Origin of the sequence: Companilactobacillus tucceti DSM 20183 (genome assembly GCF_001434665.1) — a bacterium.
GTDB lineage: Bacteria > Bacillota > Bacilli > Lactobacillales > Lactobacillaceae > Companilactobacillus > Companilactobacillus tucceti.
Map to the genome: position 1 here is coordinate 61,285 of NZ_AZDG01000003.1, position 24,934 is coordinate 86,218.

Annotated in this window: 25 protein-coding genes; 10 read left to right on the top strand and 15 right to left on the bottom strand. The window is 34.0% G+C overall.

The features are described from left to right. Positions 1-50: 50 nt before the first annotated feature. The 3 genes from FC72_RS02140 to FC72_RS02150 all read right to left on the bottom strand — a co-directional run bounded on the left by FC72_RS02140 (position 51) and on the right by FC72_RS02150 (position 2,613). On the bottom strand, positions 51-578 hold the full coding sequence (locus FC72_RS02140; RefSeq protein ID WP_057764310.1) for a helix-turn-helix domain-containing protein: 528 nt from the start codon (positions 576-578) through the stop codon (positions 51-53). Positions 579-898: 320 nt separating this feature from the next. Continuing rightward, a complete protein-coding gene (locus FC72_RS02145; protein ID WP_057764312.1) occupies positions 899-1,537 on the bottom strand; it encodes an SDR family oxidoreductase in 639 nt (212 codons plus the stop codon). Between the two features lie 143 nt (positions 1,538-1,680). Continuing rightward, positions 1,681-2,613, bottom strand: coding sequence for an ABC transporter substrate-binding protein (locus FC72_RS02150; protein WP_057764314.1), 933 nt, complete (start codon positions 2,611-2,613; stop codon positions 1,681-1,683). 145 nt (positions 2,614-2,758) lie between these two features. On the opposite strand from FC72_RS02150, the gene FC72_RS02155 reads away from it, so the two are divergent. The 7 genes from FC72_RS02155 (at position 2,759) to FC72_RS02185 (ending at position 9,993) form a co-directional block, all read left to right on the top strand. Beyond that, positions 2,759-3,550 carry an ABC transporter ATP-binding protein gene (locus FC72_RS02155; RefSeq protein ID WP_057764316.1) on the top strand — a complete coding sequence of 264 codons (792 nt, stop codon included), beginning with the start codon at positions 2,759-2,761 and terminating at the stop codon, positions 3,548-3,550. Beyond that, positions 3,547-4,545: a FecCD family ABC transporter permease gene (locus tag FC72_RS02160; RefSeq protein ID WP_057764317.1), complete on the top strand. Its 999-nt coding sequence runs from the start codon at positions 3,547-3,549 to the stop codon at positions 4,543-4,545. Before FC72_RS02155 ends, FC72_RS02160 begins: the two co-directional genes overlap by 4 nt. Then, positions 4,542-5,540, top strand: coding sequence for a FecCD family ABC transporter permease (locus FC72_RS02165; protein WP_057764319.1), 999 nt, complete (start codon positions 4,542-4,544; stop codon positions 5,538-5,540). Before FC72_RS02160 ends, FC72_RS02165 begins: the two co-directional genes overlap by 4 nt. Before the next feature lie 350 nt (positions 5,541-5,890). Next, the gene (gene ald / locus FC72_RS02170) at positions 5,891-7,006 is read left to right on the top strand and encodes an alanine dehydrogenase (RefSeq protein ID WP_057764322.1); all 1,116 of its coding nucleotides are present in this window, start codon (positions 5,891-5,893) and stop codon (positions 7,004-7,006) included. A 2-nt stretch (positions 7,007-7,008) separates the two neighbouring features. After that, positions 7,009-8,439, top strand: coding sequence for an APC family permease (locus tag FC72_RS02175; RefSeq protein ID WP_057764324.1), 1,431 nt, complete (start codon positions 7,009-7,011; stop codon positions 8,437-8,439). A 169-nt stretch (positions 8,440-8,608) separates the two neighbouring features. Then, positions 8,609-9,037, top strand: coding sequence for a MarR family winged helix-turn-helix transcriptional regulator (locus FC72_RS02180; protein ID WP_057764326.1), 429 nt, complete (start codon positions 8,609-8,611; stop codon positions 9,035-9,037). Between the two features lie 17 nt (positions 9,038-9,054). Continuing rightward, positions 9,055-9,993 (top strand): nucleoside hydrolase, encoded by a 939-nt coding sequence (locus tag FC72_RS02185; RefSeq protein ID WP_057764328.1) that lies wholly within the window; start codon positions 9,055-9,057, stop codon positions 9,991-9,993. Positions 9,994-10,091: 98 nt separating this feature from the next. Here FC72_RS02185 and FC72_RS02190 read toward each other — a convergent pair whose 3' ends face one another. Continuing rightward, entirely contained in the window at positions 10,092-10,379 is a 288-nt protein-coding gene (locus FC72_RS02190) for a hypothetical protein (protein ID WP_057764330.1), read from the bottom strand. Between the two features lie 132 nt (positions 10,380-10,511). On the opposite strand from FC72_RS02190, the gene FC72_RS02195 reads away from it, so the two are divergent. Next, entirely contained in the window at positions 10,512-10,901 is a 390-nt protein-coding gene (locus FC72_RS02195; RefSeq protein WP_057764332.1) for a winged helix-turn-helix transcriptional regulator, read from the top strand. 49 nt (positions 10,902-10,950) lie between these two features. On the opposite strand, the gene FC72_RS02200 is transcribed toward FC72_RS02195, so the two are convergent. The 3 genes from FC72_RS02200 to FC72_RS02210 all read right to left on the bottom strand — a co-directional run bounded on the left by FC72_RS02200 (position 10,951) and on the right by FC72_RS02210 (position 12,958). Next, positions 10,951-11,385: an Rrf2 family transcriptional regulator gene (locus FC72_RS02200; protein ID WP_057764334.1), complete on the bottom strand. Its 435-nt coding sequence runs from the start codon at positions 11,383-11,385 to the stop codon at positions 10,951-10,953. A gap of 49 nt (positions 11,386-11,434) precedes the next feature. Further along, positions 11,435-12,292 (bottom strand): SDR family oxidoreductase, encoded by an 858-nt coding sequence (locus FC72_RS02205; RefSeq protein WP_057764336.1) that lies wholly within the window; start codon positions 12,290-12,292, stop codon positions 11,435-11,437. 108 nt (positions 12,293-12,400) lie between these two features. Next, positions 12,401-12,958 (bottom strand): TetR/AcrR family transcriptional regulator, encoded by a 558-nt coding sequence (locus FC72_RS02210; protein ID WP_057764338.1) that lies wholly within the window; start codon positions 12,956-12,958, stop codon positions 12,401-12,403. Between the two features lie 125 nt (positions 12,959-13,083). On the opposite strand from FC72_RS02210, the gene FC72_RS02215 reads away from it, so the two are divergent. Beyond that, on the top strand, positions 13,084-14,115 hold the full coding sequence (locus tag FC72_RS02215; protein WP_057764340.1) for an SDR family oxidoreductase: 1,032 nt from the start codon (positions 13,084-13,086) through the stop codon (positions 14,113-14,115). Between the two features lie 263 nt (positions 14,116-14,378). Next, entirely contained in the window at positions 14,379-15,455 is a 1,077-nt protein-coding gene (locus FC72_RS02220) for an AraC family transcriptional regulator (protein WP_057764342.1), read from the top strand. 48 nt (positions 15,456-15,503) lie between these two features. Here FC72_RS02220 and FC72_RS02225 read toward each other — a convergent pair whose 3' ends face one another. The 8 genes from FC72_RS02225 to walK form a co-directional block, all read right to left on the bottom strand. Further along, on the bottom strand, positions 15,504-16,814 hold the full coding sequence (locus FC72_RS02225) for a dicarboxylate/amino acid:cation symporter (protein ID WP_057764344.1): 1,311 nt from the start codon (positions 16,812-16,814) through the stop codon (positions 15,504-15,506). Between the two features lie 186 nt (positions 16,815-17,000). Next, complete coding sequence (locus tag FC72_RS02230; RefSeq protein WP_201781787.1) at positions 17,001-17,687, bottom strand: type 1 glutamine amidotransferase domain-containing protein; 687 nt, start codon at positions 17,685-17,687, stop codon at positions 17,001-17,003. An 86-nt stretch (positions 17,688-17,773) separates the two neighbouring features. Next, the gene (gene rlmH, locus FC72_RS02235; protein WP_057764349.1) at positions 17,774-18,253 is read right to left on the bottom strand and encodes a 23S rRNA (pseudouridine(1915)-N(3))-methyltransferase RlmH; all 480 of its coding nucleotides are present in this window, start codon (positions 18,251-18,253) and stop codon (positions 17,774-17,776) included. A gap of 381 nt (positions 18,254-18,634) precedes the next feature. Next, positions 18,635-19,951 carry a S1C family serine protease gene (locus FC72_RS02240; protein ID WP_057764351.1) on the bottom strand — a complete coding sequence of 439 codons (1,317 nt, stop codon included), beginning with the start codon at positions 19,949-19,951 and terminating at the stop codon, positions 18,635-18,637. 126 nt (positions 19,952-20,077) lie between these two features. After that, positions 20,078-20,881 (bottom strand): MBL fold metallo-hydrolase, encoded by an 804-nt coding sequence (locus FC72_RS02245; protein WP_057764354.1) that lies wholly within the window; start codon positions 20,879-20,881, stop codon positions 20,078-20,080. Next, on the bottom strand, positions 20,871-21,683 hold the full coding sequence (locus tag FC72_RS02250; RefSeq protein ID WP_057764355.1) for a two-component system regulatory protein YycI: 813 nt from the start codon (positions 21,681-21,683) through the stop codon (positions 20,871-20,873). The genes FC72_RS02245 and FC72_RS02250 overlap by 11 nt, the downstream gene beginning before the upstream one ends. Positions 21,684-21,685: 2 nt before the next feature. Then, a complete protein-coding gene (locus tag FC72_RS02255) occupies positions 21,686-22,999 on the bottom strand; it encodes a YycH family regulatory protein (protein WP_057764358.1) in 1,314 nt (437 codons plus the stop codon). After that, positions 22,989-24,878: a cell wall metabolism sensor histidine kinase WalK gene (walK, locus tag FC72_RS02260; protein WP_057764359.1), complete on the bottom strand. Its 1,890-nt coding sequence runs from the start codon at positions 24,876-24,878 to the stop codon at positions 22,989-22,991. The genes FC72_RS02255 and walK overlap by 11 nt, the downstream gene beginning before the upstream one ends. Positions 24,879-24,934: the final 56 nt, after the last annotated feature.

Consider the following 24,934-nt stretch of genomic DNA (forward strand, 5'->3'; position numbering starts at 1 on the left):
ACCAAACTTGAGAAAGAACCGATTTTTCTCAAGATCACACTTTTTTTCACTTAATAACTAGTCCCTTTTCTCAATCCTTCCAGCAAACTAGGAACTCCATGCATAATATACGGAACTAAAACCGCTACCAACAATATTATTCCAAAAACGACAGCCTTTTTATTCAAACTTTTGTTAAAAATATCCCATTTAATATTAGATACAAAACACAGAAAGCTAATAAATCCTATATCAGGCAACCAATCATCAACACTAGCAATTGATATTCCATTACTATAGATAACAATCAAACCAACTAATACAGCAAGTGATCCAATTATAAAAATAGTTTCCGTCTTACTTAACCTTATTTTATCGTCTTCAAACTTATTCATGAGCTCTTCATCCCCTCGAATCAATTCATCTAAAGAGACATTGAATAAATCACTAATTGCAAGCACATTACTAAAACTAGGCAAGGTGGCACCATTTTCCCATTTTGAAATAGATTGTCGAGAAATATGTAATTTATCTGCCAACTCGTTTTGTGACATGTCATGTAGTTTTCGTTGCTTTTGTAATTGATCGCCAATTCTCATAATTGCGTCCCCCTTGATTGATACTAATTTTACTTGTAAGGCCAAACATTTTAGAGAACCTGACGGTTGCTTTTATAATGTAAAGCATTTAATAACCATTATGCCATCGTTACATCTATTTTTTAAATGATAAATTCATTCCATAAAAAAAGGAGCCATGATATGAGTCACAACTCCTTTTTACAAACTTTATAGACTAAACTTGTGACAAAAGACTGCAACCTCCACATAGCTACGAAACACGAATGATTGATAATACCCAATCATCCGTATTTCTAGGCTATGCTCCGGTGGCAAACCGTCTTTTGTCCCACTCTCTACTAATACCAAGCAGGTTTATCACCATCAGTATTAGGTTTATTAACACCTAATGATTCTCTTACATGCTTATCAGGTGCTTGTGTTATATCAACAACTAATTGGGCAATTGATTTTCTTGATACTTCTGTACCCTTAAATGTCTCACCCTTTTGAGTAAGCTCAAAATCAACTTCATCCTTATTAGTCAACCAAGCTGGGCGAATAATAGTGTAATCAAGGTCTGAATCTTCAAGTACCTTGGCTGCTGCTGCATATGTTGTAATGTAATTTCCTAATGTACTATTATTCCACTCACCAAACTTACCAGGAACTTCATCATAAATACCTAATGTAGAGATCCAGATTAAACGCTTCTTGCCAGCTGCGTGCATTGCTTCAACAACTGCCTTGGCTTGATCCTCAATATTACCACCGGCCAAGTTAGCGTAAACAATATCGACATCTTTCATAGAATCTTCAAGCGTTTTAACATCTGTGACATCCCCGCCAACAATTTCTACCAAATCATTCTTGATATCACGTAAACGTTCTGGTTTTCTAAGATATAGTCTCAAACTATTATCTGTTGAATCCAAAAATATTTGTTCTGCCAAACGTGCTATCTTTCCATTTGCTCCTAAAACTAATACTTTAGCCATAATATTCCTCCTATATTCCTATTCATACCTAATATAGTTGAGGTTGAGATTTATTACAAAAAATGTTTCTCGCAAAATTACTGATAGACATAAAATTGACAATAATGTATTTATTTTTTAATACATATAATTATTTGCTCTAATTATTTAACAATATCCTTTAAAACGTTATCAATCATTTCTGTATAGGCAATTGGGCCTTTATATTGCCAACTCGAATCGTCACCATACTTGAATAAATGATCATTTTTTACAGCTGAAATATTTTGCCAAATAGGGTCTTTGAACATCGAAGCATCTTTATCACTATTAACTAAGAAAATATAGTCAGCATCTAACTTAGCAAGCTTTTCCAAGGAAACGGCCGACCAATCAGCAGTAGCTTTTTTTGAAACTTGTTTGATTAGGTCGGGTTCTTTTAATTTCAAATCTCCATAAAGTAATGATCCACTGGCGGATTTATCACTAACAATAAAAGCCGAGTTATTAGTTACCCAAAGTACAGCAACGGATTTATTTGGAGCTGCTTCTTCTAATTCAGAACGTGCTGAATCTACTTTTTTATCATATTTCTTCAAAACTTTCTTAGCTTTATCAGTTTTATTAACTGCTTTAGATACATCCATAAATTGTACTCGCCAACTTACGTTATTACCATTTTTAACAACATAAGTTGGTGCTATTTTTTTGTATTGATTATATTTCCCATTGGCGACCGCACTATCAGTCCCCATTAAAATTAAATCTGGTTTTGCTTTAGTTACTGCTTCATAAGGTAAGGAATAATCGATCAAAGGAACATTTTTCAAGTCTTTCTTTAAATATTGTTGTGTCCCTGAGCCCTTTTTTACGGACCATTGAACGACTGGTTTAACCCCAACAGAGACTAAGTAATCTTCTAAATAACTACCAACAACACGCTTTGGTTCTTCGGGTACGGAAACTTTATGATTCATCGAATCAGTCAGAGTTCTGTTTGAACTTTTCTTGCTATTACCGTTACCACAAGCAGTCAAAAATATCGTAAATAATAATCCAATATAGACAAACACTCTAATAATTTTATTTCTCTTCAAATTTCTTCCCTCATATCCAATAAGATACCTAGATTATCTGTGAAAGGGTTATCAAATGTCAATAAAATACGGTAAAATATATTACAATATTATGTATATAATATTCCATCTATATGTGGAAGTATTCCTTAGGAAGTGAATTTTTATGAATATTATTGAGACAAAGGACGTCTGTGTTAGTTATGATAAAAAATTAACAATACATGATTTATCAATTCAAATTCCAAAAGGGCAAATAACAACTTTAATTGGTCCAAATGGATGCGGTAAATCAACACTAATACGCACTATTGCCCACCTGCTAAAACCATGTGAGGGCGTAGTTTATTTAGATAATCAAAATATTAATCAAAAGAAGATCAGTGATATTGCTAAAGAAATGGCTGTTCTTCCACAAACCAATAATCTAGCTAACGATCTAACGGTACAAGAACTGGTAACGTTTGGACGTATTCCTTATAGAAAAAGATTTTCTACTTTATCAAAAGAAGATCACAAAAAAATTGATTGGGCACTAGAAAAAGCATCCCTCAAAGATTTAAGAAATCGTCGTCTCAGCACTCTTTCTGGTGGGCAAAGACAACGTGCCTGGATTGCCATGGCTGTAGCTCAAGATACTGATACGATCATTCTTGATGAACCTACTACATATTTGGATCTGACACATCAATTAGATGTAATGCTTCTTATTAAAGAACTAAACGAAAAAGAACACCGCACTATTATTATGGCTTTGCATGATTTAAACCATGCTGCTAGATTTTCTGATCAACTAATTGCTATAAAAAAGGGTGTCTTACAAGTTAGTGGCCCTGTTCAAGATGTTATAACAAAAGATAACTTACGAAACATTTTTGATATTGATGCACGTATTATTGAAGATAATTCAAAACCAATGATTTTAACTTATAATCGCTGGCGAGGTGGTCAGGTTTGAACCAAAAACTAAAATTCTCGATAAATTTAATATCGGGCATAATATTGCTAGTTCTACTGGCTATTTTAAGTATTCGATTTGGAGCAAATCAAAATGATAACTCCACTGTTTTTAATGCTATTTTTAATTACCATTCGACTGATATAAATCAAAGAATAATTCGAGATATAAGAATACCTAGAGTTATTGGAGCTATCTTGATTGGTGCTGCACTTGCCGGTAGCGGTGCCCTTATGCAAAGCGTTACAAAAAATCCTATGGCTGATTCTGGTATTTTAGGTATCAACTCTGGTGCTGCTTTAATGTTGACACTAAGTTTTGTCTTCTTTCCGCACCTTTCTACTCAAGCTACAACTATATTTTCAGTTTTTGGAGCTGCCTTTACATCGATATTAGTTTTTATAATTAGTTCATTAAAAAAATCACAAATGAGCCCTACTATTTTAGTCTTAGCAGGTATGGCGATAAGTGCTTTTTTTGCGGCGATAAGTGAGGGTCTGGCATTATTAATGCACTTGAAACAAGACTTAGCTTTTTGGCATTTTGGTGGTGTCTCGGCTGTCAGTTGGTCACAGCTCAACAATTTGGGTCCATGGATATTTGTAGGATTAGCTATCCTGTTGTTACTAGCGCCCAGTTTGAATTTACTACATTTAAGCGACGATTCTATTAAAAGTCTTGGAAAGAATATCAATGTAATTCGAATATTAGCATTATGCTGTGTTGTTATTCTTTCTGGAATATCTGTCTCTTTAGTTGGTGCTGTAGCATTCGTTGGTCTTATCGTACCTCATATTGCAAAATTTTTGATCGGTACAGATTATCGTCAAATCATTCCCTTAACACTAATTTTAGGAGCTGATTTAACAGTTTGTGCTGATTTAGTTGCACGAATGATCAATCCGCCAAATGAAACTCCTTTTGGATTAATAATCTCACTAATTGGTGTTCCATTCTTTATTTATCTAGCTAGAAAGGATGGTCATAACGCATGAGAAAAGGAATAAGACTTACTTCTTGGCTTTTGATATTGATTATTTTAATGATAGCTTTAGCAATTATTGATCTTAATACTGGCGATATGAAAATAACTCCTTCAGAAATCATAAATTTATTACTAGGTAACGGAAATTATTCTCAATCGATTGTTATCTTCGACTTTAGAATGCCAAGAATCGTAATAACTTTAATCGTCGGATTTTCCTTAGCTATCGCTGGTAGCGTTATTCAAACAACTACTCAAAACCCCATGGCAGATACAAGTTTTCTCGGTATTAATTCAGGTGCGGGTATCGCCGTTATGCTATTTATCGCTTTAGTAAAAAATCAAGATGCTAACATTTATTTATTACCGATACTTGCTTTACTCGGAGCACTGATCAGTACTGCACTGGTATTTATCTTTTCTTACAAACGCAATAGCGGAATAACACCTAATAGACTATTGCTGACAGGTGTGGCTTTATCAGGTTGTTTCTCTTCAATCATGGTTTTACTGACATTGAAGCTTTCGCCTGATAACTACCAATTCGTTATGAACTGGCTGACCGGGAGCATCTGGGGAACGAGTTGGGAATATATTCTCATAGCTCTTCCCTGGATAATTATTTGTACTATTATCATTTTTACTAAATTAACTATTTTAGATTCATTTAATTTAGGTGACGATGCAGCCCAATCACTAGGTATATCTCTTAAAAAAGAACGAATCCTTCTAATAAGTTTATCCGTTATCTTAGCAGGTGTGAGTGTTTCGATTAGTGGCGGAATTGGTTTTATTGGACTAATCACACCTAACTTAGCTCGACGCATTATAGGTTATAAACATAGCAAACAACTTGTTTTATCTGGTATGTTGGGAAGTTTCTTATTATTAGCCGCTGATACTATCGGTCAGTTAATAAGTTCTTCATCCGAAATACCTGTTGGTATAATCGTTGCTCTGATCGGAGCTCCTTACTTCGTTTACATATTGACTAAGTCTAATTAAGAATTATTTTCAGAAAGATTGAAGATGATTCTTATTTTTTTGGCTCTAAATTAGGTTTCTTATTTAGCAAGTTTTATGCTTATTGAAAATTAAAGTATTCAGAATTGGTCTAAGTATCAATCATATCAATACTCCTAATGGTTTCATTATTTTCATTTATAGACATTGTGAAATGGTTAGTTATCGAATAATAATTTCTTTTTAAATACATCTTGCATAAACACAGTGTATACAGCAATTTATTTATTTGAAAATAACTTATTTATCATTTTCATATTGTGAAAATTCAAAATTCTTGATATATTGAAATCGCAACATGTAAGCGATTACAAAACTAAGGAGGCACTAAAATGAGAATTGGTATACCTAAAGAAATCAAGAATCAAGAGGAACGTGTTGGTTCAACACCTTCTGGAGTGGCAAATTTAGTTCGTGCTGGACATGAAGTAATTGTTGAAACAGGAGCAGGTATCGGTTCTGGTTATCCAGATAGTGACTATAAAGCAATGGGAGCATCAATCGGAAGCGTCACCGATGCTTGGAATTGCGATATGGTGATCAAGGTTAAAGAACCGCTTAAATCTGAATATAAATATTTCAGAGAAGACCTAATTATCTATACATATTTACACTTGGCGGCTGATAAAGAGCTAACCGAAGCTCTCCTAAACGCTAAAACTACTGGTATTGGATATGAGACAATGGTTGGCGCTCGAGGAGGATTACCATTACTTGTACCTATGAGTGAAATCGCCGGTAGGATGTCTGTCCAAGTAGGTGCCCACTTCTTAGAAGAACCACATCAAGGAAAAGGACTACTCCTTGGAGGTGTTCCAGGAGTTAGACGAGGTAACGTTACAGTTATCGGTGCTGGTACTGTAGGCTTTAACGCCGCAAAAATTGCTATTGGATTCGGCGCTAATGTAACGATCTTAGATATTAATGCACAGCGTCTGGCTGAAATTGAAAACATATTTGACGGTAAGATTCAGACATTAATGTCAAATGAACATAATATAGCTGAATGCGTTAAAAATTCAGACTTAGTTATCGGTGCTGTACTTATTCCTGGTGCTGCAGCTCCTACTCTTGTCACAGAAGAAATGATCAAAAGTATGGAACCTGGATCTGTTATTGTTGATATTCCAATTGATCAAGGTGGAATTTTTGAAACAAGCTCTAAAGCTACAACTCACGATGATCCTATTTACATAAAACATGATGTCATTCATTATACGGTCGCTAATATTCCTGGTGCTGTTCCAAAGACTGCTACTGAGGCTTTATCAAGTGCAACAATTCCTTATGCAATTCAAATTGCTAACAAAGGACTTGCACGTGCAGCAGAAAATAAAACTATCTTTACTGGAATCAATACTTTTGCCGGTAATTTAACTGAAAAAGCAGTGGCTGAAAGTTTGAACATACCTTATAAGGAATACTCAGCTGATGCCAATCTAGTTTAGATATGGGTAATAAAATTGATTTGGATTTCTTATTACACGGGAAAACAAATCGTAAAAAAACGCTTGGTTTATTTGATCTCTCTATATTGGGGATCGGTGCGATCATTGGAACAGGAATTCTAGTTTTGACCGGTATTGTTGCTGCCACAGATGCTGGACCTGGTGTAATTTATTCATTTTTAATTGCAGCTCTAGCCAGTGGTCTTATTGGCCTATGCTATTCAGAACTAACAACTAGTATTCCAAATTCTGGTAGTGCCTACGTTTATGCCTGGGTAACTATCGGTCAAAATGTTGCTTTCTTTGCTGGGTGGACTCTACTTGGAGTATACATAACTACAACTGCAACGGTGGCTAACGGATGGACTGGTTATGTCCAATCATTCTTACATGAATTTGGCATTATCCTCCCTAATGCCCTTATAAAGTCACCATTCAATGGTGGAGTAATAAATCTCCCCGCTGTAATTATGATCATGTTAGTTACATTGATACTCACCCGTGGTACTAGCGAAAGTAAGGTTCTAAATAATATTTTAGTAATAGTAAAATTGTCGATCATTTTACTATTTGTGGTTGTCAGTTTTGCAGATATTCAGACTAAAAATTGGTCACCATTTCTACCTTATGGAACTACTGGAGTATTTGCTGGAGCTTCAACTGTATTTTTTGCCTTTTTAGGATTTGACGCTTTGGCAACTTCGGCTGAAGAAGTTAAAGATGTACAAAAAACTTTACCAAGAGCTATTATCATCTCACTTATAGTTTCCACATTATTATATATAGTTGTAAGCCTAGTTATGACTGGGGTCATGCACTATAAAAATCTTAACGTCCCTGAAGCTATGTCATTTGTTTTACTTGAAAATGGACATGGAATTTCAGCACAAATTGTTTCAGCTGGAGCAATTCTAGGTATTATCGCTGTTGTACTCGCCTTCATCTACGCTTCATCAAATATAACTATGTCAATGAGTCGTGGCGGTTTTCTCCCTAGTAATTTATCCAAATTAAACAGTAATACAGGTAGCCCAAATAAGGCCTTATGGTTGATAGGTACTATTGCTTCTGTTTGTGCCGGACTATTGGATATCAAAAATTTAGCAATATTTTCTAATGTTGGTTCATTATGCGTCTTCTTTCTCATCTCGTTGATGGTCCTATTATTAAGAAGACAATACCCCAAATTAAACCGACCTTTTAAAGTTCCATTTGGAAGAATCATCCCCGTTCTTTCAATGCTTGTATGTGCTTTTCTACTAGTCAACCTGCCGCTCAACGCTTGGCTAAATTATCTCGGATGGTTATTGATCGGTGCAGTTATGTATCTATTTTATTCGAGAAAAAATATCAAAATTGAGCTTAAAGATACTACTACAATTAAAGGTGGTGATGCGTCTGATAATGATAACGATGATGTCTTACTGGATTAGCCCTTTCCTAGGATTTAATTAGCTCTGCTGACATAAACTCGAAAAGAGTGAAAGTGATCGCAACATTCCCCTGTTGCGATCTTTTTTGTTTTGTAAAAATCCAGTTAAGGTACTCAATATATTTACATGCTATAATTTGTCTGTAATGTTTAAATCTTAGGAGGATACTATGTCGAGTAATGTGGCTCACTTAATCAAAGTCGCATCAAATGAGATATCAAGAAGTGTCAATGATTTTGCGGCTAAATATGATTTAACTGGTACTCAAGTTCAGATCATAGACTTTCTCACACATATTCCAGAAAACGAAGAAACTTTTCAAAAAGATATTGAGTCAGAGTTTAATATTAGACGATCAACTGCTACTAATATCTTAAAGAATATGGAGAGAATAGATTTAATTAAACGTGAGCCAGTCGAAACTGATTCTCGTCTAAAGAAAATCGTTATTTTACCTAAAGCTAAAAATCTACAAGACAAAATTGATAAATTCATGAAAGAAAATGATCAAAAAATTCTTTCTAGTTTGGGCACTTTTGAAAGACGTGGATTCTTACATGCTCTACAAAAACTACCTGAGAAGTTAAAAAACAATTAAAGCGAGGTAATTTAGTAATGACAAAAGTAATTATGGACTGTGATCCTGGTATTGATGACGCCATTGCATTGACCGTTCTATTAGCACACCCCGAAAAGGCTGATCTAATTGGTGTAACAACAGTTGGCGGAAACGTTCAATTGGATTACGTTACAGCGAACGCCAAAAAATTACTAACATTTTTAGGATCAAACGCAGAACTTGCTTCTGGACAAGCAACTCCACTGGTTAAAGAAATTGAAACTGCCAGTCAAGTTCATGGTAAAACTGGTATGGACGGATACGACTTCCCTAAGAATAGTGAAGACTATCCTTTGACAAGTAATAACGCCGTTACATATTTGTACGACCGTATTTCAAACTGTGATGAAAAAGTTAATATTGTAGCTACTGCTCCACTAACAAATATTGCTCTTTTACTAAAAGTTTTCCCTGAAGTAAAAGAAAATATCGAGCATATTTATATTATGGGTGGATCAACTTTACAAGGTAATATAACTTTAGCCGCAGAGTTTAATGCTTATGTTGATCCTGAAGCTGCTAAAATCGTCTTTGAATCAGGGCTACCTATCACACTTTCAGGTTTAAATTTAACTGAAAATAAGGCTTATATGAAGATGGATGAAATTGACCACATTAAAGATCTTGGTCACGTGGGAGTTATGGCTAGTTCAATTATGGAATTTTATTCCGCAGCGGAACTAAAGAACGGTCATACTAAGATTCCAGTTCACGATGCATGTGCCGTTATCAGCTTGATCGCACCAGAATTATTCACTAAGAGTGAAAGCTATCCTATCGATGTTTCACTTACAAATGACGAATTCCGTGGTATGACTTATCCAGATCGTCGTGTTTATGCTTCAAAAGAAAACAACATTAAAGTTCTTGAAGATGTGGACCGTGAAGCATTTGTTAAATATATCTTCGATTCAATTCAAAGCTATGAAAAATAGAAAATGTCCATTTTGAATTAATTTGATTATATAAAAATAGAGTCATCATCAATTTGATTATTCAAGTTGATGGTGACTCTTTTGCTTTTATCTGTAGCTTACATTCCATATACTCTAACGTCTGGATTTCCATTCCATAATGGTTTTAATCCTGGGAATACCTTAGTCGTAAATAATTCGCTATCCAAGTATGCTTTAGCATGTTCGACACTGTCAAAACCATGTAATACTTGAACATCTTCATCTCTAACTAGTAAATCCTTTGTTAATGCTCCTGGAATAGTATCTAAGAATGGTTTGCGGTAATCGTTATACACCTTTGCTGCAGCAGCACGATTTTTATCATCAACAACCATTGTGATTTGTAAATATGCTTTAACACTCATTAGTAACTCCTCCTTGTTTTCAAGTATAATTGTAAGAGATAGTATTTATAATATGAAGACGTTAGCAAATTTATTAGTTACTCATAAAATTATTAGTTATTGATATATCAACGTTTAAAGGAAGAGTTGAATATGTACGAACACAAAATGGAAAATGATTTTCGAAGTCCTCTAGAAAAAGGATTAGCTGCTTTTGATGGTAAATGGAAAACTAGAATTATTTGTTGCTTATCTAATAATGGTAGTTTGAGATATACAGCTTTGAAAAAAGAATTAGACGGAATAACAGATGCCGTCTTGGCTTTAACCTTAAAAGAATTAACTGATTATTCGATCATAAGTCGAACACAGTTCAACGAAATACCCGTTAGAGTTGAATATGATTTAACCAAAAAGGGTATCGAAGCATTACCTATTCTAAAAGATATTTGCCAATGGACGCAAAAATATAATCCAAAGTCCGAACAAGTTAGATGTGGCTGCGGCCGTCCAGACTGTAAATTCGATTTAAAAACAAATTAAAAAAAACTCTTAATATACTTGTCAGGAAATAATTCCAATGAAAAGTTTTTTAAGAGTTTTTTTGTTGTCGTAAATCTTGAATACTATCGATCATATCTTGAATTGTGAGATTCGACATTTCGTCTTCAGCAGCTTTTTGAACTCTTTTATAAGCATCATTTAACGTTTGTTGAATATTAGCCCCTACAGGACAATTCATATTCGTTCTTGGGTCAACGTGTAATAGATCATGATTAGTTTCTACTGCTTTAAAAACATCTAATAGTGTGATCGTATCGGCTGGTTTAGCCAATTTGGGATGAGCAGCACCGACTTGGCTTTCTAACAACCCAGCTTTCTTAAGATTTGCCATCAATTTACGAACAACGCTGGGATTTGCTTCAATACTTTCGGCAATATCATTACTACTGATACTCTCATCAGGAATAATATCAATATACGTCAAAATATGAATGGCATCGCTCAACTTATAGGAATACTTCATGATGGTCACTTCCTCTCTAAAACATACTCACCCTATTATACTCAAATGCCTAGCGATTCAAAATTTCTTTGATTGCATCTGTAAGTGAAGTTAGTTTATGACCTAATACATCCGGTAAGTCACTAGAATCGACGTTCAACTCGTTATCACGCATCATATCTTGCATCCCTACAAAAACATCTGCTAATCCTTCATCAAATCCAGACTTGATTAGACTTTGACGATATTCATCATCTGAGACACTCTTGAATTCAAAGTCTTTTCTGGTAACTTCTTTAACAGCTTGACCCAATTCTGCATAAGTAACGGGTTTACCAGCAAATTCATAAACATTTTTTGCATCATCAAGTTCCATTACTTTAGTTGCGGCAACTGCGTATTCGCGTTCCAAAGCAAATCCTATTTTACCTTCTCCAGCCGCATAGACAGCATCTTGTCCATTTGCTCCTGCTTTAAGATAACTGGCTTCATTTTCAAGGTACCATGCGTTACGTAAGAATGAATATTTAAGACCACTATCTTTGATCATCTTTTCAGTAGCCTTATGATCTGATGACAATGCTGACTTAGCATCATCTGCTTTTGCAAAACTAGTATAAGCAATGTAACTTACACCAGCCTCTTTTGCGGCGTCCACAACATTTTTATGTTGTGTTTCACGTGAGACTTTTCCTCCCGGTACTGAAGAAATAAATAACAATTTATCAATTCCCTTCAAAGCCTTTATTAATGCATCTTTGTCAGTATAGTCGGCCTTTTCAATATTGATACCTGTAGGTAAAACCTTTTTAGCTTTATCAACATTTCTAACGATAGCCGTTACATCACTAGCATCGACATTTTTTAAAAGTTCAGGAATTACAATTTGTCCAAAATTACCAGTTGCAGCTGAGATTGCGTATTTCATATATATACCTTCTTATTTGTTGTTTTATTAATTACAGGTATTATCATAACAACCTGTTATTTTATTGTCAACAAGTAAACTTAAAAAAATAAACCATCTTCAAATGATTTATCTAATCAGTGATTTCATTGTAGAGTTCTGAAAGTCGGCTAAAATATCATGAATTTCCTTTAATGATTCTTTTTCCCCATTGATCAACCATTCTCTCCAAATAGCATAGACCCCTGCACTCATAAATTTTACCCAATATTTTCGTCTAGTATTAGTAATCTCTTTAGGTAAAGAAATTGTTTCATAGAAGGACATCATTTCTTTATCAAAAATATCTTTTATGACAAATTCAAATCCATGATCAGTCGATAATTTAAAAGTGTCCGCATAGTCCACAAAAAATTTTCCAACCTTAGACAATTTATCTTGTTCTGATATGTCATCTTTAATATCTTTAAATCTATCACTTATCAATGGTTCAAAATAAGCTGTCAATAAATCGCCTATAGTTTCAAAGTTCCTGTAAAAAGCCATTCTACTGACACCAGCTTTTTTTACTACTTGACTGATAGTTATCTCATTAAGATTCTTTGTTTCCAATATTTGTAACAATGCAGTAGTTAAGTAGTCTTTTGAATCTTGTTTGATTGATTGTGCATGTTTGGTAGCTGCCATTACAATTTCTCCATTCTGTCACAGATGCTGTCCATTCGCTTGAAATATGATTACTCACATTGTAGTATTCGTTAACAGATGTTACAAGTGTAACTATAGTGAATATAAAAAGGTAGGCAAATAAAATGAAAAATCAATTAGTAGTAGTAACAGGTGGTAGTGGTTTTATTGCATCACGTATTATTATTCAATTATTAGAACAAGGTTACTCAGTTAGGACAACTATTAGATCTTCCAAGAAAATTGAATTAGTCAAGAAACTTTTAACTCGAGGTGGTATTAAAGATTTTTCCAATCTATCGTTTGAGATGGCAGATTTAACTTCTGATAATAATTGGGAAAAAGTAATGAATGATGCCACATATGTCATTCATCCAGCTTCTCCAACCCCAACATTACATTTTAAAAATGAAGATGAAATGATAAAGCCCGCAGTAAATGGTGTATTAAGAGTTCTAAAAGCATCTAGAGATAATGGCATTAAAAGAGTGGTTCTCACATCCGCCTATGGGGCTATTTTTGCAGGCCACAAGAACAGAAATACACCCTATACTGAAAAAGATTGGTCAAATCTTAATGCCAAAAATATCCATCCTTACCAAAAATCAAAGACCTTATCTGAACGTGCAGCTTGGGATTTTATTAAAAATCAAGGGCATGGATTAGAGCTTTCTACAGTTAATCCCGTTGGAGTAATGGGACCTGTTTTGGCATCAGATTATTCACATTCAAATATTCAAATTCAACAATTACTTGAGGGTAAAATCAAAGCTGTTCCAAATATCAATTCTGGTTACGTTGACGTTCGTGATGTAGCCAATTTACATCTACTAGCAATGACATCCCCTAAAGCCAACGGAGAAAGATTTCTTGCCACAACTGGAGAGACACTCTCTATGCTAGATGTTGCCAATATTTTGAGAGAGACATTTCCAAAATATGCGGACAAACTACCAACTAAAGTTATGCCAAATATTTTAGTAAAAACAGCAGCACTAATTGATCCTAAATTAAGAATGGTGGCTTCCTTACTAGGAGTATACGCAGAAACTAGTAAGGAAAAAGCTGTTACAATGCTAGACTGGCATCCTCGTTCGGCTAAAGAAGCAATTATTGCAACAGCACAATCTATGATTGATTTAGGGATAATAAAATAGACATAATAACACTATATTGATCCATTTACAGTCAATTTGGTCAATATGACAACACATTAAAAAAGTAAATTGTTTCACATGGAACATATTGTATTTTAGCAATTTTGCAATACTAGATATGGTGTTGGATTTGTTTTGATTTCAATATGATGCAACATATAAGTCCTTAATAACCTAATAAATATTTCTTGAAAAATGAATGTAATCGTTTTATTTGGTGTATATTTTACGTAGAAGAATAATTTTTAGGAGGACAATTGGTTATGCTTACTAAAGTGCCTTTCCTTAAAAAAATATCACCTATACCTTTTGCGCTGTACCAAAATAGAATTTGTATCTTTGAATATGATATTAATGACACTATTTTTTTAAATACTATTTCCGAAAAACTTTGGGATAGAAATACAGAAGAAACAGTTAACATATTGAAACTCAGTTCTGACATAGTTGCAGCAACGAAATTTTACTTTAATGGCACTCCCTATATGTTTGCCGTAACTTCAGAAGAACAACCTGCCTTAGATAAGCAGTTGGTCAATATGCAAAAGTACGTAGAAATAGGTGCTGATTTTTTAAAGTCTGAGAAAATGCAGGCCGACATTATTAACCTTCCCGACAAATTAGACCGTATGAACACTGCGAAAAGATTTAATCAGGATTTCAAAATATATAACATTGAAAATAAATTTCAATTAGAAGAAATAGCTATGCATGAACTGGCTAGAGGCAACAAACAAAACGTTCAATTGTTATTCAATAAACTAATTAATATCAGTAATTCTCCACTATCTAACGACGAACTGACTTCAAAGAAATATCGGATAATCAGTTTGATTACTTTGATCTCAAGATTATGCATTAAAAAAAATTGCCCAGTAGGTATCACTTTCAGATTATCCGACAAACTAACAGCCAAACTAGATAAATTAAATAATGTGGATGACATTCAACTTTTTATAGAACACATGGCTGTAGAATATTACAGCCTACTAAAAAGCAATGCTAACAACTACAATTCCAAGTGTATCAATGATGCGATCGAGTTTATCAACGTAAATATTTACAAATACATTAGCAATGAAACGATTAGTAACTACTTAGATATGAATCCTAACTATCTATCATCCCTATTCAAACATGAAACAGGCATTCCTCTGCGCAAATTTATTATTGATAAAAGAATTTCCGAATCAAAATATCTATTACGAAATACATCCATGTCAATAAATTCTATTGCACAAGCTCTACACTTTAGTAATCAGAGTCACTTTACTAAATCATTTAAAGATCGAACTGGTTTTACTCCTAAGTACTACCAAGATGTTGTAAATTCAAAATAAGACAGTATCAAAAAACCATGATTGAAAAATCCCATCATGGTTTTTGTTTTATGCCATAGCTGGCTTTGTTTTTGGTGAATCAGCCACCGCAACTTTATTTTCAGAAGCATTAACCAAAGTTGCTGCCACCATTGAGCTTGTGACGTTAGTGGTTGTTCTTGCCATATCGGCAAAAGCATCGATCCCAGCAAAGATACTTACCAATTCTACGGGTAGTCCAAGTGTTACAAACATTGCTGTTGCAAGCATAATACCACCACCTGGAACCCCAGCTGTTCCAAGAGACACTACTGGACAAAGTAAAACTATTACTGCAATTTGTAGAAATGAAACATTCATTCCCAATGAATTCATAGCATAGATGGATAGTAATGGAGGCCATATCCCAGCACAGCCTGACATTCCTACCGTCGTTCCTAAAGGACCAACAAAGTTAGCTATATTTTCAGAAACGCCTTCTTTTTTAGTTAGGCATTCGACATATAGTGGCAAAGTCCCTGATGAACTTCTCGATGAGAAAGCCATCAATTGGGCCGGCATAATATTTTTGAAATATTGAACCGGTGATCTTTTTGCTACAAATTTCAATAGCAAACTGTCCGTTACATACATATGGAAGAAGCAACCAACAAAGGCCAAAACGATTATAGTAACTAGTGGCATTAAAGCTTTAGCGTCACTAGTTCCGATTGTATCTGCCATCAAAAATATAATTGAATATGGTAAAAACTTAATGATTACACGAATAATTTGGTAAACAATATCATGACAGTCATCGATAAATGATTTGAAAGTCTTCATCGATCCTGGACGTTTACTTGATAAAGCAACCACGGCAATTCCTACAATAATAGAAAAGAATACAATCGGAATAACCTTACCTTCAGCCATAGAAGTAAATAGATTATCAGAGAAGAAATCCGTTATTACCTCAGTGAAATGCGGAATTTTTTCAGCTTTAAATCCATTTACAATACTTAAATGACTTCCTTTACCAATGCCTGATCCAACAGCCAATGCAGCACCCACGATTGCTGCTAAGAAAGTTTGGAATAATAACCAAAATAATGATTTTGAACCAATTTTTTTAAGCTGTTTCAAAGATTGCATTGAGTAAATACTCTTTATCAATGAAACCATTAATAATGGAATAACCATCATTGAAATGACTCTTGTATAAATAGTTCCCAAAACGGCAACATAGGATGTACTTCCTTTAAATACAAGTCCTATGACTATACCAACTATTAGAGCCACTACAGAAGTAAAAGTAAAGTTGGTTTTTCGATTCAACACATAAATAAAGTAACAGGCAATCAAAGAAACCAATAAAGTAGCTAAATTCATTGTTATATTCATCAAATCCCTCTTTTTGATAAATCTCTTTATTGTTCTTTTAGATTTGCTCAATAATTAAAACGTCTTACACCTCCTTTGTAATTTTTAATTACCGAGGCAAAGAACATTATTAGAATAACAAAAAAAGGAAGCGACGAAAGCGTTTCCTTGTATATTATTTCACTATCCTAAGATTTTTGATATTTATCAAACATTTTTATTAAAATTGCTTACTAAAGTTTTAGCCACGGCTTTGGCAGAAAATGGATTTTGCCCTGTTATCAATTGTCCATCTTGAACCGCATACTCACTATATGCACGTTTCTTCATAAATTTCGCTCCACGCTTTTCAGCTTCATTTTGATTAAAAAATGGAACAATTTTCTTTTTACCAGCTAAAACTTCCTCTGACTCAGTAAATCCAGTAATTTCACGATTAGAAATCAAGTAATCATTATTTGGTAACTTAATATTCAATAATCCAGCGATTCCATGGCATACTGATGTCACAAATCCGTTATTCTGATATATTTTTAGGGCAATTTTTTGCAGAGGCTCACTATCAGGGAAATCCCACATCACACCGTGGCCACCTGCATAATATATTGCTGAATAATTATCTGGATCTACATCTTCAGGTGCCAATGAATTCATTAACGCACGTTTCTTAAAGTCATCAGATTCATAGAAATCCATAATTTCATCATCAACATATTTCATACTACGTGGATCAAGTGGAACAAATCCACCCTTTGGACTGACATAATCCACTGTAAATCCAGCATCCTGAATTATTTTGGCAAATTCCGTAGCCTCACCTAACCACAAACCAGTAGGCTCTTTTTTATCCCCATATTGCATAGTATTAGTTAAAACGATCAAAACCTTTTTTATATTCGACGATTGCATTTGACGACCTCCATCAATTGATCAGATAAATGTTTCAAATTTTTATTTTCAGACCCGTGGAAAACTAAGTTTTACTTATGATAAGTTCGATGATTAATTATCATAAATGAACGATAGATCTGTTCAGTCATAACTAGACGCATCAATTGATGTGGTAAAGTGAATTTCCCAAAACAGATACTAAAATCAGCTCGTTTTGTAACCTCTGGACTAACTCCAAGAGATCCACCAATAACAAAAGTAATATCACTTGTTCCATATGTGGATAAGTCATCAACTTTTTTCGCTAATTCTTCAGATGTTAATTCTTTTCCACGTAAATCTAGCAAAATAACATATTCCTTATCTTTTATTTTAGATAAGATTCTTTCACCCTCGACTTCCTTAACATGAGCATCCTCTGCTTCACTTAGGTTCTCGGGGGCTTTTTCGTCTGGACATTCTACAATTTGAAATTTACAAAATGCCCCTAATCTCTTAGCATATTCGGCAATTCCAGCCTTCAAATACTTTTCTTTTAGCTTACCTACGGTTACTAATTTAATATTCATTTATTTTCTCCTCGTAAATATAATAATCAAAATTAGCCTTATTGCCAAACCGTAAAAATCGAATTATTCAGTTATCCACTTTATACACAGTTAATTAAAAGTTTGTATAAATCTGTGTAACACGGATTAAGCTTGATATGTAGGCGTTTTGCAAAATATATTTGTCAACTAATTTGCACTTATCAACAGAGTAACTGTGTATTGTGGAAAACTTCTCGACAACGCAAATATAAATTATTTTCTACTTATACACAAGTTATCCACATATGTGGAAAGTTATTTTTCATTCATCATTTAAAAAGACGAAAAAAAACTAATAAATATTGATAAACGTTCAAAAAAAAACGTGAAACTATTTTAATAATAGTCACACGTCTCATTTTAGTTAGAAGTTTTTTTAGTTAAATGAACCTTAGCTGTTTGTAACTTACCGTTATGGTAATATTGAACGCTCACCGTCTCACCTAATGAATGCGAATACAAAGCACTATGTAGATCAGCAACCGAACTTACCTTCTTATCTCCAAGTTTGACAATAACATCTCCCTTAGAAATTCCAGCTCTTTTGGCTACTGAACCAGTTGTTGTACTATAAACTACCGCACCTTTAGTAACGTCATTTGGTAATTTCAAATTAGATTGCGAATCATCGGTAATTTGATCCAAATCAACTACTTTGATACCCAATGAAGGACGTTCCACTTTACCATTTTTAACAAGTTGATTAATAATTTTAACAACTTCGTTACTTGGGATGGCAAATCCTATACCTTCAACTGAAGTACCGTCAGTACTTGAAGCTAACTTCATAGAATTAATACCTATAATTTGTCCTGCAGTGTTAACTAATGGACCACCAGAATTACCAGGGTTAATGGCAGCATCAGTTTGAATTACGGTTGCTTCACCATTAGCTTGACCTGTATTTTGATCTTGAGTTTCAATAGTTCTATTCGTTGCAGATATGATACCTTGAGTTACTGTAGTAGCATATTGGCTTCCTAATGGTGACCCTATAGCAATTACAGGGTCACCTGGTGAAATATTATCCGAATTGCCAAAGTTAGATGTTGCAGGTACTTTATCACCCGAAATTTCTAGGACAGCTAGATCAGTTGTTGAATCAGTACCTACTAGTTTGGCTGATAATTTAGTCCCATCGGCTAAAATAACTTCCAATGAATCTGATCCAGAAACAACATGGTTATTAGTTACGATATAACCTTTACCATTTTGTTTAGAATAAATCACACCTGAACCTTCACTATATTCTTTTAAATTAGACTTTGAACTGTCTGAATTATCATTTGAATTTTCAGTTGAATCAGAGTTGCTATCTGAATCAGAATTACTGTCTCCAAACAAATCACCAAAAATCGATGAAAGATCTCCATCACTAGATTTGCTTTGTCTTTGTAAGTTGACGACTGAAACAACAGAATTACTTACTTTTTTATATGCTCCAGACATTGTACTAGATGTATTTGCTTTAGAGTCACTAACTTGAGTCGTTCCAGGAGAACCAACTGAAGCAGTATCAGAAGTTCTATTCCCAAAATATGAGAACCCGGCAAAAGCAATACCAACACCTAACATGGCCGAAATAAATGCAACAAGAGCCATCTTTAGCATTGAATGATCATTTGGACTTCGCTTATTCTCTCTTACTCTAGAATCAGTTTTATTTTTATTATCCATACGTATTCACTTCCCCAATACTCATTACACTTAATATAACCTTAAATTTTGAACAAATTATGAACTAGATTAGATATTTTTTCAAAAAAAGCGCGAAATTTATTAGATTCCACGCTTCTTATTAATTTACAAAGTCATCAAAGGATCGGCAATAGCCGGATCGGTGTCATGAATTGAAAAATCATGTTCAACTCCAAAATCATGATCCTCTAAAATATCTGCTACAGCTGTATGTGCAGCTTTTTTAGTATTATTCTCATGACTTAAATGACCAAGATATATTTGTTTTGTGTTATTACCAATAACGTCCATCAAAGTGTGTGCACCATCATCATTTGATAAATGCCCTTTTTCACTCAAGATACGTTGTTTCAAAGGCCATGGGTACATGCCGTTACGTAACATCTCAACATCATGGTTACACTCTAACAAATATCCATCAGCGTTCTCAATCGTCTTTTGTACACGCTCTGATACGTATCCTGTATCTGTTAAAATAACGAATTCCTTACCGTTATGATAGAACTTATAAAATTGAGGATCAGCAGCATCATGAGACACCGCAAAACTCTCAATATCTAAATCATCTAAAGTCATAACTTTGTTATGCTCAAAAACATTGATTTTCTCTTCAGGAACTTTGCCGATTTTAGGCATCATTGCATCCCAAGTTTTTTTATTAGCATAAACATTTAAATCATAGCGTCTTGCTAAAACTCCCACGCCTTTTATATGGTCTGAATGTTCATGCGTAACGAATAAAGAATCAATAGTATTGATATCCTTACCAACACTTGCCAAAGATTCTTTAATTTTCTTTCCAGACATTCCTGCGTCTACTAAAACATGGTGCTTAGGAGTTTCGATATAGGTAACATTACCTGAGCTACTACTTGCTAAAACACTTATTTTTAAATCATCACTCACTATAGTCGTCTCCTGTTGTTGAACTTTTAATTACATTCCCTGTAAAGGCATTGACCTTCTTTAAGGAATTAACTTTACTATCTTTATTTTGAACCGTTACAAACCAAACTGGAATATATATCGTACTGCCCTTTGCTTCTAGAAGTTTTGTATAGGCCAAGTTAGCATACGTTATTTTAGAATTATTTGAAATCTCAGAATTAGTGTAAAGGTTAATAATTATATCCTTCTCACTCTTAGTAGCTTCTTTTTCATGAAGGATCATTACATCATTTACATAAGTCTGTGTATACCCTGTAACTTTATCACCACTAACATTAAAAGTCAGTTGTGCCGTCTTATCATATATCTCGCCTAGGGTTTCATCTGTTTGAGCAAAAACTATCTGACTACTAGTAGATAATTGTGGAACATACTTATATTGCGTACCAAAGAGAACATTTGATTCTCTCTTCATAAATGTATCTAATTTTTTAATACGATTGGATTTAGTAATTGTAATAGGAGTATTCAATGAACTTGTTAGTTTATGAGTACTTTCATCATATTGGAATTCTTGATCTCGCAGTTTTCCAACATTATTAACCAAGTTATTATTTGGTTTTGATCCTAAATAATACGCCGAACCACTTTTAGTATCTAATTTACCAAAGCTAATATCTCGTTTTCTCATCTCTGAAACCGTAGACGTATTTGTACTGCTGCTAGTTACAATTTGTTGACTATTACGAAAAGATAGCAAAAGGAATACATCTAACGATACGAAAACTATCAAAAAGATAATCTCAATTCTTCGAAAATCCATTACTATCCCTCCTCTGCAGATTCATTGGTCCACTCTTGATATGGACGCCAATGATTATCGATTTTAATATAGTAGGTTGGAGTTAAATCAACAACATCTTGATTTTCAGATTCACTTTCCCATTGATACCCTGCTTGTATATCTTGAATATCATTAACTGAATATCCAGCCTTATCTAATCCTTTAAGAATAGAAGTCGTTGATTTCAAAGTAGTCTCTGAATTAGATGATGGCACAGGGACTTCTAAGACCTTATTTAGAAAATGTTCAGTTGTACCATTTCTACTAAATCCTATCTTAATTGATCCAAACTGACTCTTCTTAAAGATTGGGAAACCTTCAACATATTCGCGGAAAACAAGATCCTTATCATTAAAATCAGCATCATATAAACGCAAATTAGAAACTGAACTTTGCAGGTTCACAGCTTTATTATAACCACGTTGGAAAAAGGCTACCTTGTTCTTAGGAACTGAAGTATCTGTATAGTCGTAGAAAGTCAGCTCTCCTCGATCATGATCTGATATTAATCGTTTAGTTTCACTGTAGTTATAGGTATAAACATCACCATCTTGAGAAGTTACTAAGTCGTCACTATTGGCGTCAAACAATGAAGTAGTATATTCACTATCTTGCTTTTCATCAATAACATAAGAATATGTTCTCATTTTAATTGGCTCAGTATAGAAAGTGAACACGCCATGCTTCATTAAATTCAAGCGAACTTTCAAATCAATATTAGACTTTTTAGCTAACTTCAAAATTGGTTCAGCCGAAGCATCTCTAACTCCAACTTTATAAACTGCATAATTATTGTCGTTTGCTAAGTATATATTCTTATCTTTCTTATTGTTTAAATTAATAATAATTCTATTAAATGAATAATCAGTAGAATGCTTTAACACAGAACTATTTAATAAATATCCCAAAGTTCTAACCGTTATGGCGGTTGGATAAACTAATTGAATATCATTATGCTTTTGGATGGTCTTTTGATATCTAGCACCATCTTTTTTGAAGATTTTTGTTACATGATCAAATTTCCAGTCACTCATAACATTTTGAACACTAAATGAAATGTTTTCTTCATTATTATAAATAAGCTTTTGATCATTTCCATCCTGCCAAATAACTTGAGTAGGACTTATCACTTGATTGATCGGTATCTTATTTTTATCTGATTCAGTAGTTGTCACATCAACATTTCTGCCTCGTTGATAGCGAGCAGTATTTGTCCAAATGAAATAGGACAAAACGACACTAGTTACAACTGCAAAAACTAAGAGAACTTGTACAACTAATCGACTAAATTTCATCCCATTCTCCTCCAGTCTCATTAGGATCAAAAGGTAGAGAAATATAGAATGTTGAACCCTTACCTTCGGCACTATTTACCCAAATTCTACCTTTGTGTTGTTCTACGATTTCCTTAGAAATGGATAATCCTAGACCTGTACCACCTTGTTTACGAGAACGGGCTTTATCAACACGGTAAAATCTATCAAAGACTTTTTTAATATCTTTTCTAGGAATACCAAGGCCTTGGTCAGAAATACTAATAATAATGTGCTTGTTGGTCTCCAGAAGACGACACGTTATAACGCCTCCGTCTGGAGAATACTTGATTGCATTATTTATAATGTTATCCATTACTTGCGTCATTTTATCAGTATCTAATTCTACCCACAAATCTTTGTTAGTAAAAATACGTTTAATGCGATAATTCTTGACGACTTTCTTATCGTCTTCTTTAGCATCTGCTTTTTCTTTTTTAAGCATCATATCAAAGCGATCCAAAATATAAGAGAAGAACTCATTAAAGTTAACTAATTCCTTATCAAGTTTTGAACGGCCTTGATCCATACGTGAAAGATTCAATAAATCTTGAATCATACGAATCATACGGTCGGTTTCTTCTGCTGTGACCTTTAAAAATTGTGGAGCCAATTCTTTGTTTTCCCAAGCACCATTATTTAACGCATCAATGTAACTACTGATACTTGTCAAAGGTGTTCTTAACTCGTGTGAAACATTTGAAACGAATTGGCGACGCTCACTATCAATTTTTTGTTGTTCAGTAACATCATGCAAAACACAAACCATACCACTGATAAAACCACTATTTCTTTGAATCAATGAGAAATCAGCATTTAAAATCAATGAATTGTCATCATCGTCGTCGTTATCAGATATATCACTAGTTTCAATTATCATTGGTTCTGGATTTTCTAGTAATTGGTCAAAGCTGATTCGATCTTCAACTCCTAGTATTTCTACAAGGGGCTTTCCGTCAGCTTCTCCTTCCTCTTTATCCAAAAATTCTTGGGCCATTTCGTTAATAACTGTAATGTTTCCTAAACGATTAGTAGCGATAACACCATCAGACATCTGTGTTAGAACACTATCCAAACGCCTTCGCTCAGACTCCGAGTTTTCAGTAGCTTCTTCAACTTTAACTGAAAGATCATTAACCGCCATTGCCAATTGACCTAACTCATCCGGTGAATAGACACGAACTTGTCCGGAATAATCCCCTTCAGCCATTCTTACAGCCTGTTGCTTCATTTCATCAATTGGTCGAGTGATAGCACGAGCAATAAATATGGCGATAACTGCCCCTAATAGTCCGGCAACTAACGAAGCCGTTAGGAAGATAACGATAATATTATTTATCCCTGAATAAACTGACTCCATACTGGCTCTAACATAAATAGCCCCAACAACAGTACTGTTATCCGGAGATGAAACTGGTGAGATAGATTCGTAAGAACTACCTGTCGCCTTATCATAATAGATTTGAGTTATCTTCTTATCAGTACTGATACTCTTTTTAACTTGATCTTTAAGAGTTTTGGTTCCAATCGATTCTTTATCGACATCTTTTGTACTAACAATTATTCCGTTACGATCCACTATCTGCACATCAGTAATATCATTATTGTTTCTTGTATAATCTTGAATAACATTACTGATATTTTCCTTAGTTTTTGAATCATTATCATTCAAACTTTCTGAAACTTGGTTCAAACGATATGCAGGAATAACAACAGAATCCTCGAACTGTTGGACGTTTTGTTCCTCTAATTGACGAACAAAGTATGCTCCAATGATTTCAATCGTAACTATCAAGATCAAAATAAATGACAGTCCTATTTTGAAATTAATGGAATGTAAAAAAGCAAATCTCTTTTTCAAAATTCCTCACCTATAATTTACAGTCTTAGTTACATTATACAGCTATGAAGATAACA

Coding starts and splice junctions, on each gene's coding strand:
- FC72_RS02155 (WP_057764316.1), top strand. CDS start 2,759: ATGAATATTATTGAGACAAAGGACGTCTGTGTTAGTTATGATAAAAAA.
- FC72_RS02145 (WP_057764312.1), bottom strand. CDS start 1,537: ATGGCTAAAGTATTAGTTTTAGGAGCAAATGGAAAGATAGCACGTTTG.
- FC72_RS02240 (WP_057764351.1), bottom strand. CDS start 19,951: ATGGATAATAAAAATAAAACTGATTCTAGAGTAAGAGAGAATAAGCGA.
- FC72_RS02195 (WP_057764332.1), top strand. CDS start 10,512: ATGTACGAACACAAAATGGAAAATGATTTTCGAAGTCCTCTAGAAAAA.
- FC72_RS02175 (WP_057764324.1), top strand. CDS start 7,009: ATGGGTAATAAAATTGATTTGGATTTCTTATTACACGGGAAAACAAAT.
- FC72_RS02190 (WP_057764330.1), bottom strand. CDS start 10,379: ATGAGTGTTAAAGCATATTTACAAATCACAATGGTTGTTGATGATAAA.
- FC72_RS02250 (WP_057764355.1), bottom strand. CDS start 21,683: ATGGATTTTCGAAGAATTGAGATTATCTTTTTGATAGTTTTCGTATCG.
- FC72_RS02210 (WP_057764338.1), bottom strand. CDS start 12,958: ATGGCAGCTACCAAACATGCACAATCAATCAAACAAGATTCAAAAGAC.
- FC72_RS02180 (WP_057764326.1), top strand. CDS start 8,609: ATGTCGAGTAATGTGGCTCACTTAATCAAAGTCGCATCAAATGAGATA.
- FC72_RS02255 (WP_057764358.1), bottom strand. CDS start 22,999: ATGAAATTTAGTCGATTAGTTGTACAAGTTCTCTTAGTTTTTGCAGTT.
- FC72_RS02165 (WP_057764319.1), top strand. CDS start 4,542: ATGAGAAAAGGAATAAGACTTACTTCTTGGCTTTTGATATTGATTATT.
- rlmH (WP_057764349.1), bottom strand. CDS start 18,253: ATGAATATTAAATTAGTAACCGTAGGTAAGCTAAAAGAAAAGTATTTG.
- FC72_RS02200 (WP_057764334.1), bottom strand. CDS start 11,385: ATGAAGTATTCCTATAAGTTGAGCGATGCCATTCATATTTTGACGTAT.
- ald (WP_057764322.1), top strand. CDS start 5,891: ATGAGAATTGGTATACCTAAAGAAATCAAGAATCAAGAGGAACGTGTT.
- FC72_RS02225 (WP_057764344.1), bottom strand. CDS start 16,814: ATGAATATAACAATGAATTTAGCTACTTTATTGGTTTCTTTGATTGCC.
- FC72_RS02185 (WP_057764328.1), top strand. CDS start 9,055: ATGACAAAAGTAATTATGGACTGTGATCCTGGTATTGATGACGCCATT.
- FC72_RS02205 (WP_057764336.1), bottom strand. CDS start 12,292: ATGAAATACGCAATCTCAGCTGCAACTGGTAATTTTGGACAAATTGTA.
- FC72_RS02220 (WP_057764342.1), top strand. CDS start 14,379: ATGCTTACTAAAGTGCCTTTCCTTAAAAAAATATCACCTATACCTTTT.
- FC72_RS02140 (WP_057764310.1), bottom strand. CDS start 578: ATGAGAATTGGCGATCAATTACAAAAGCAACGAAAACTACATGACATG.
- FC72_RS02215 (WP_057764340.1), top strand. CDS start 13,084: ATGAAAAATCAATTAGTAGTAGTAACAGGTGGTAGTGGTTTTATTGCA.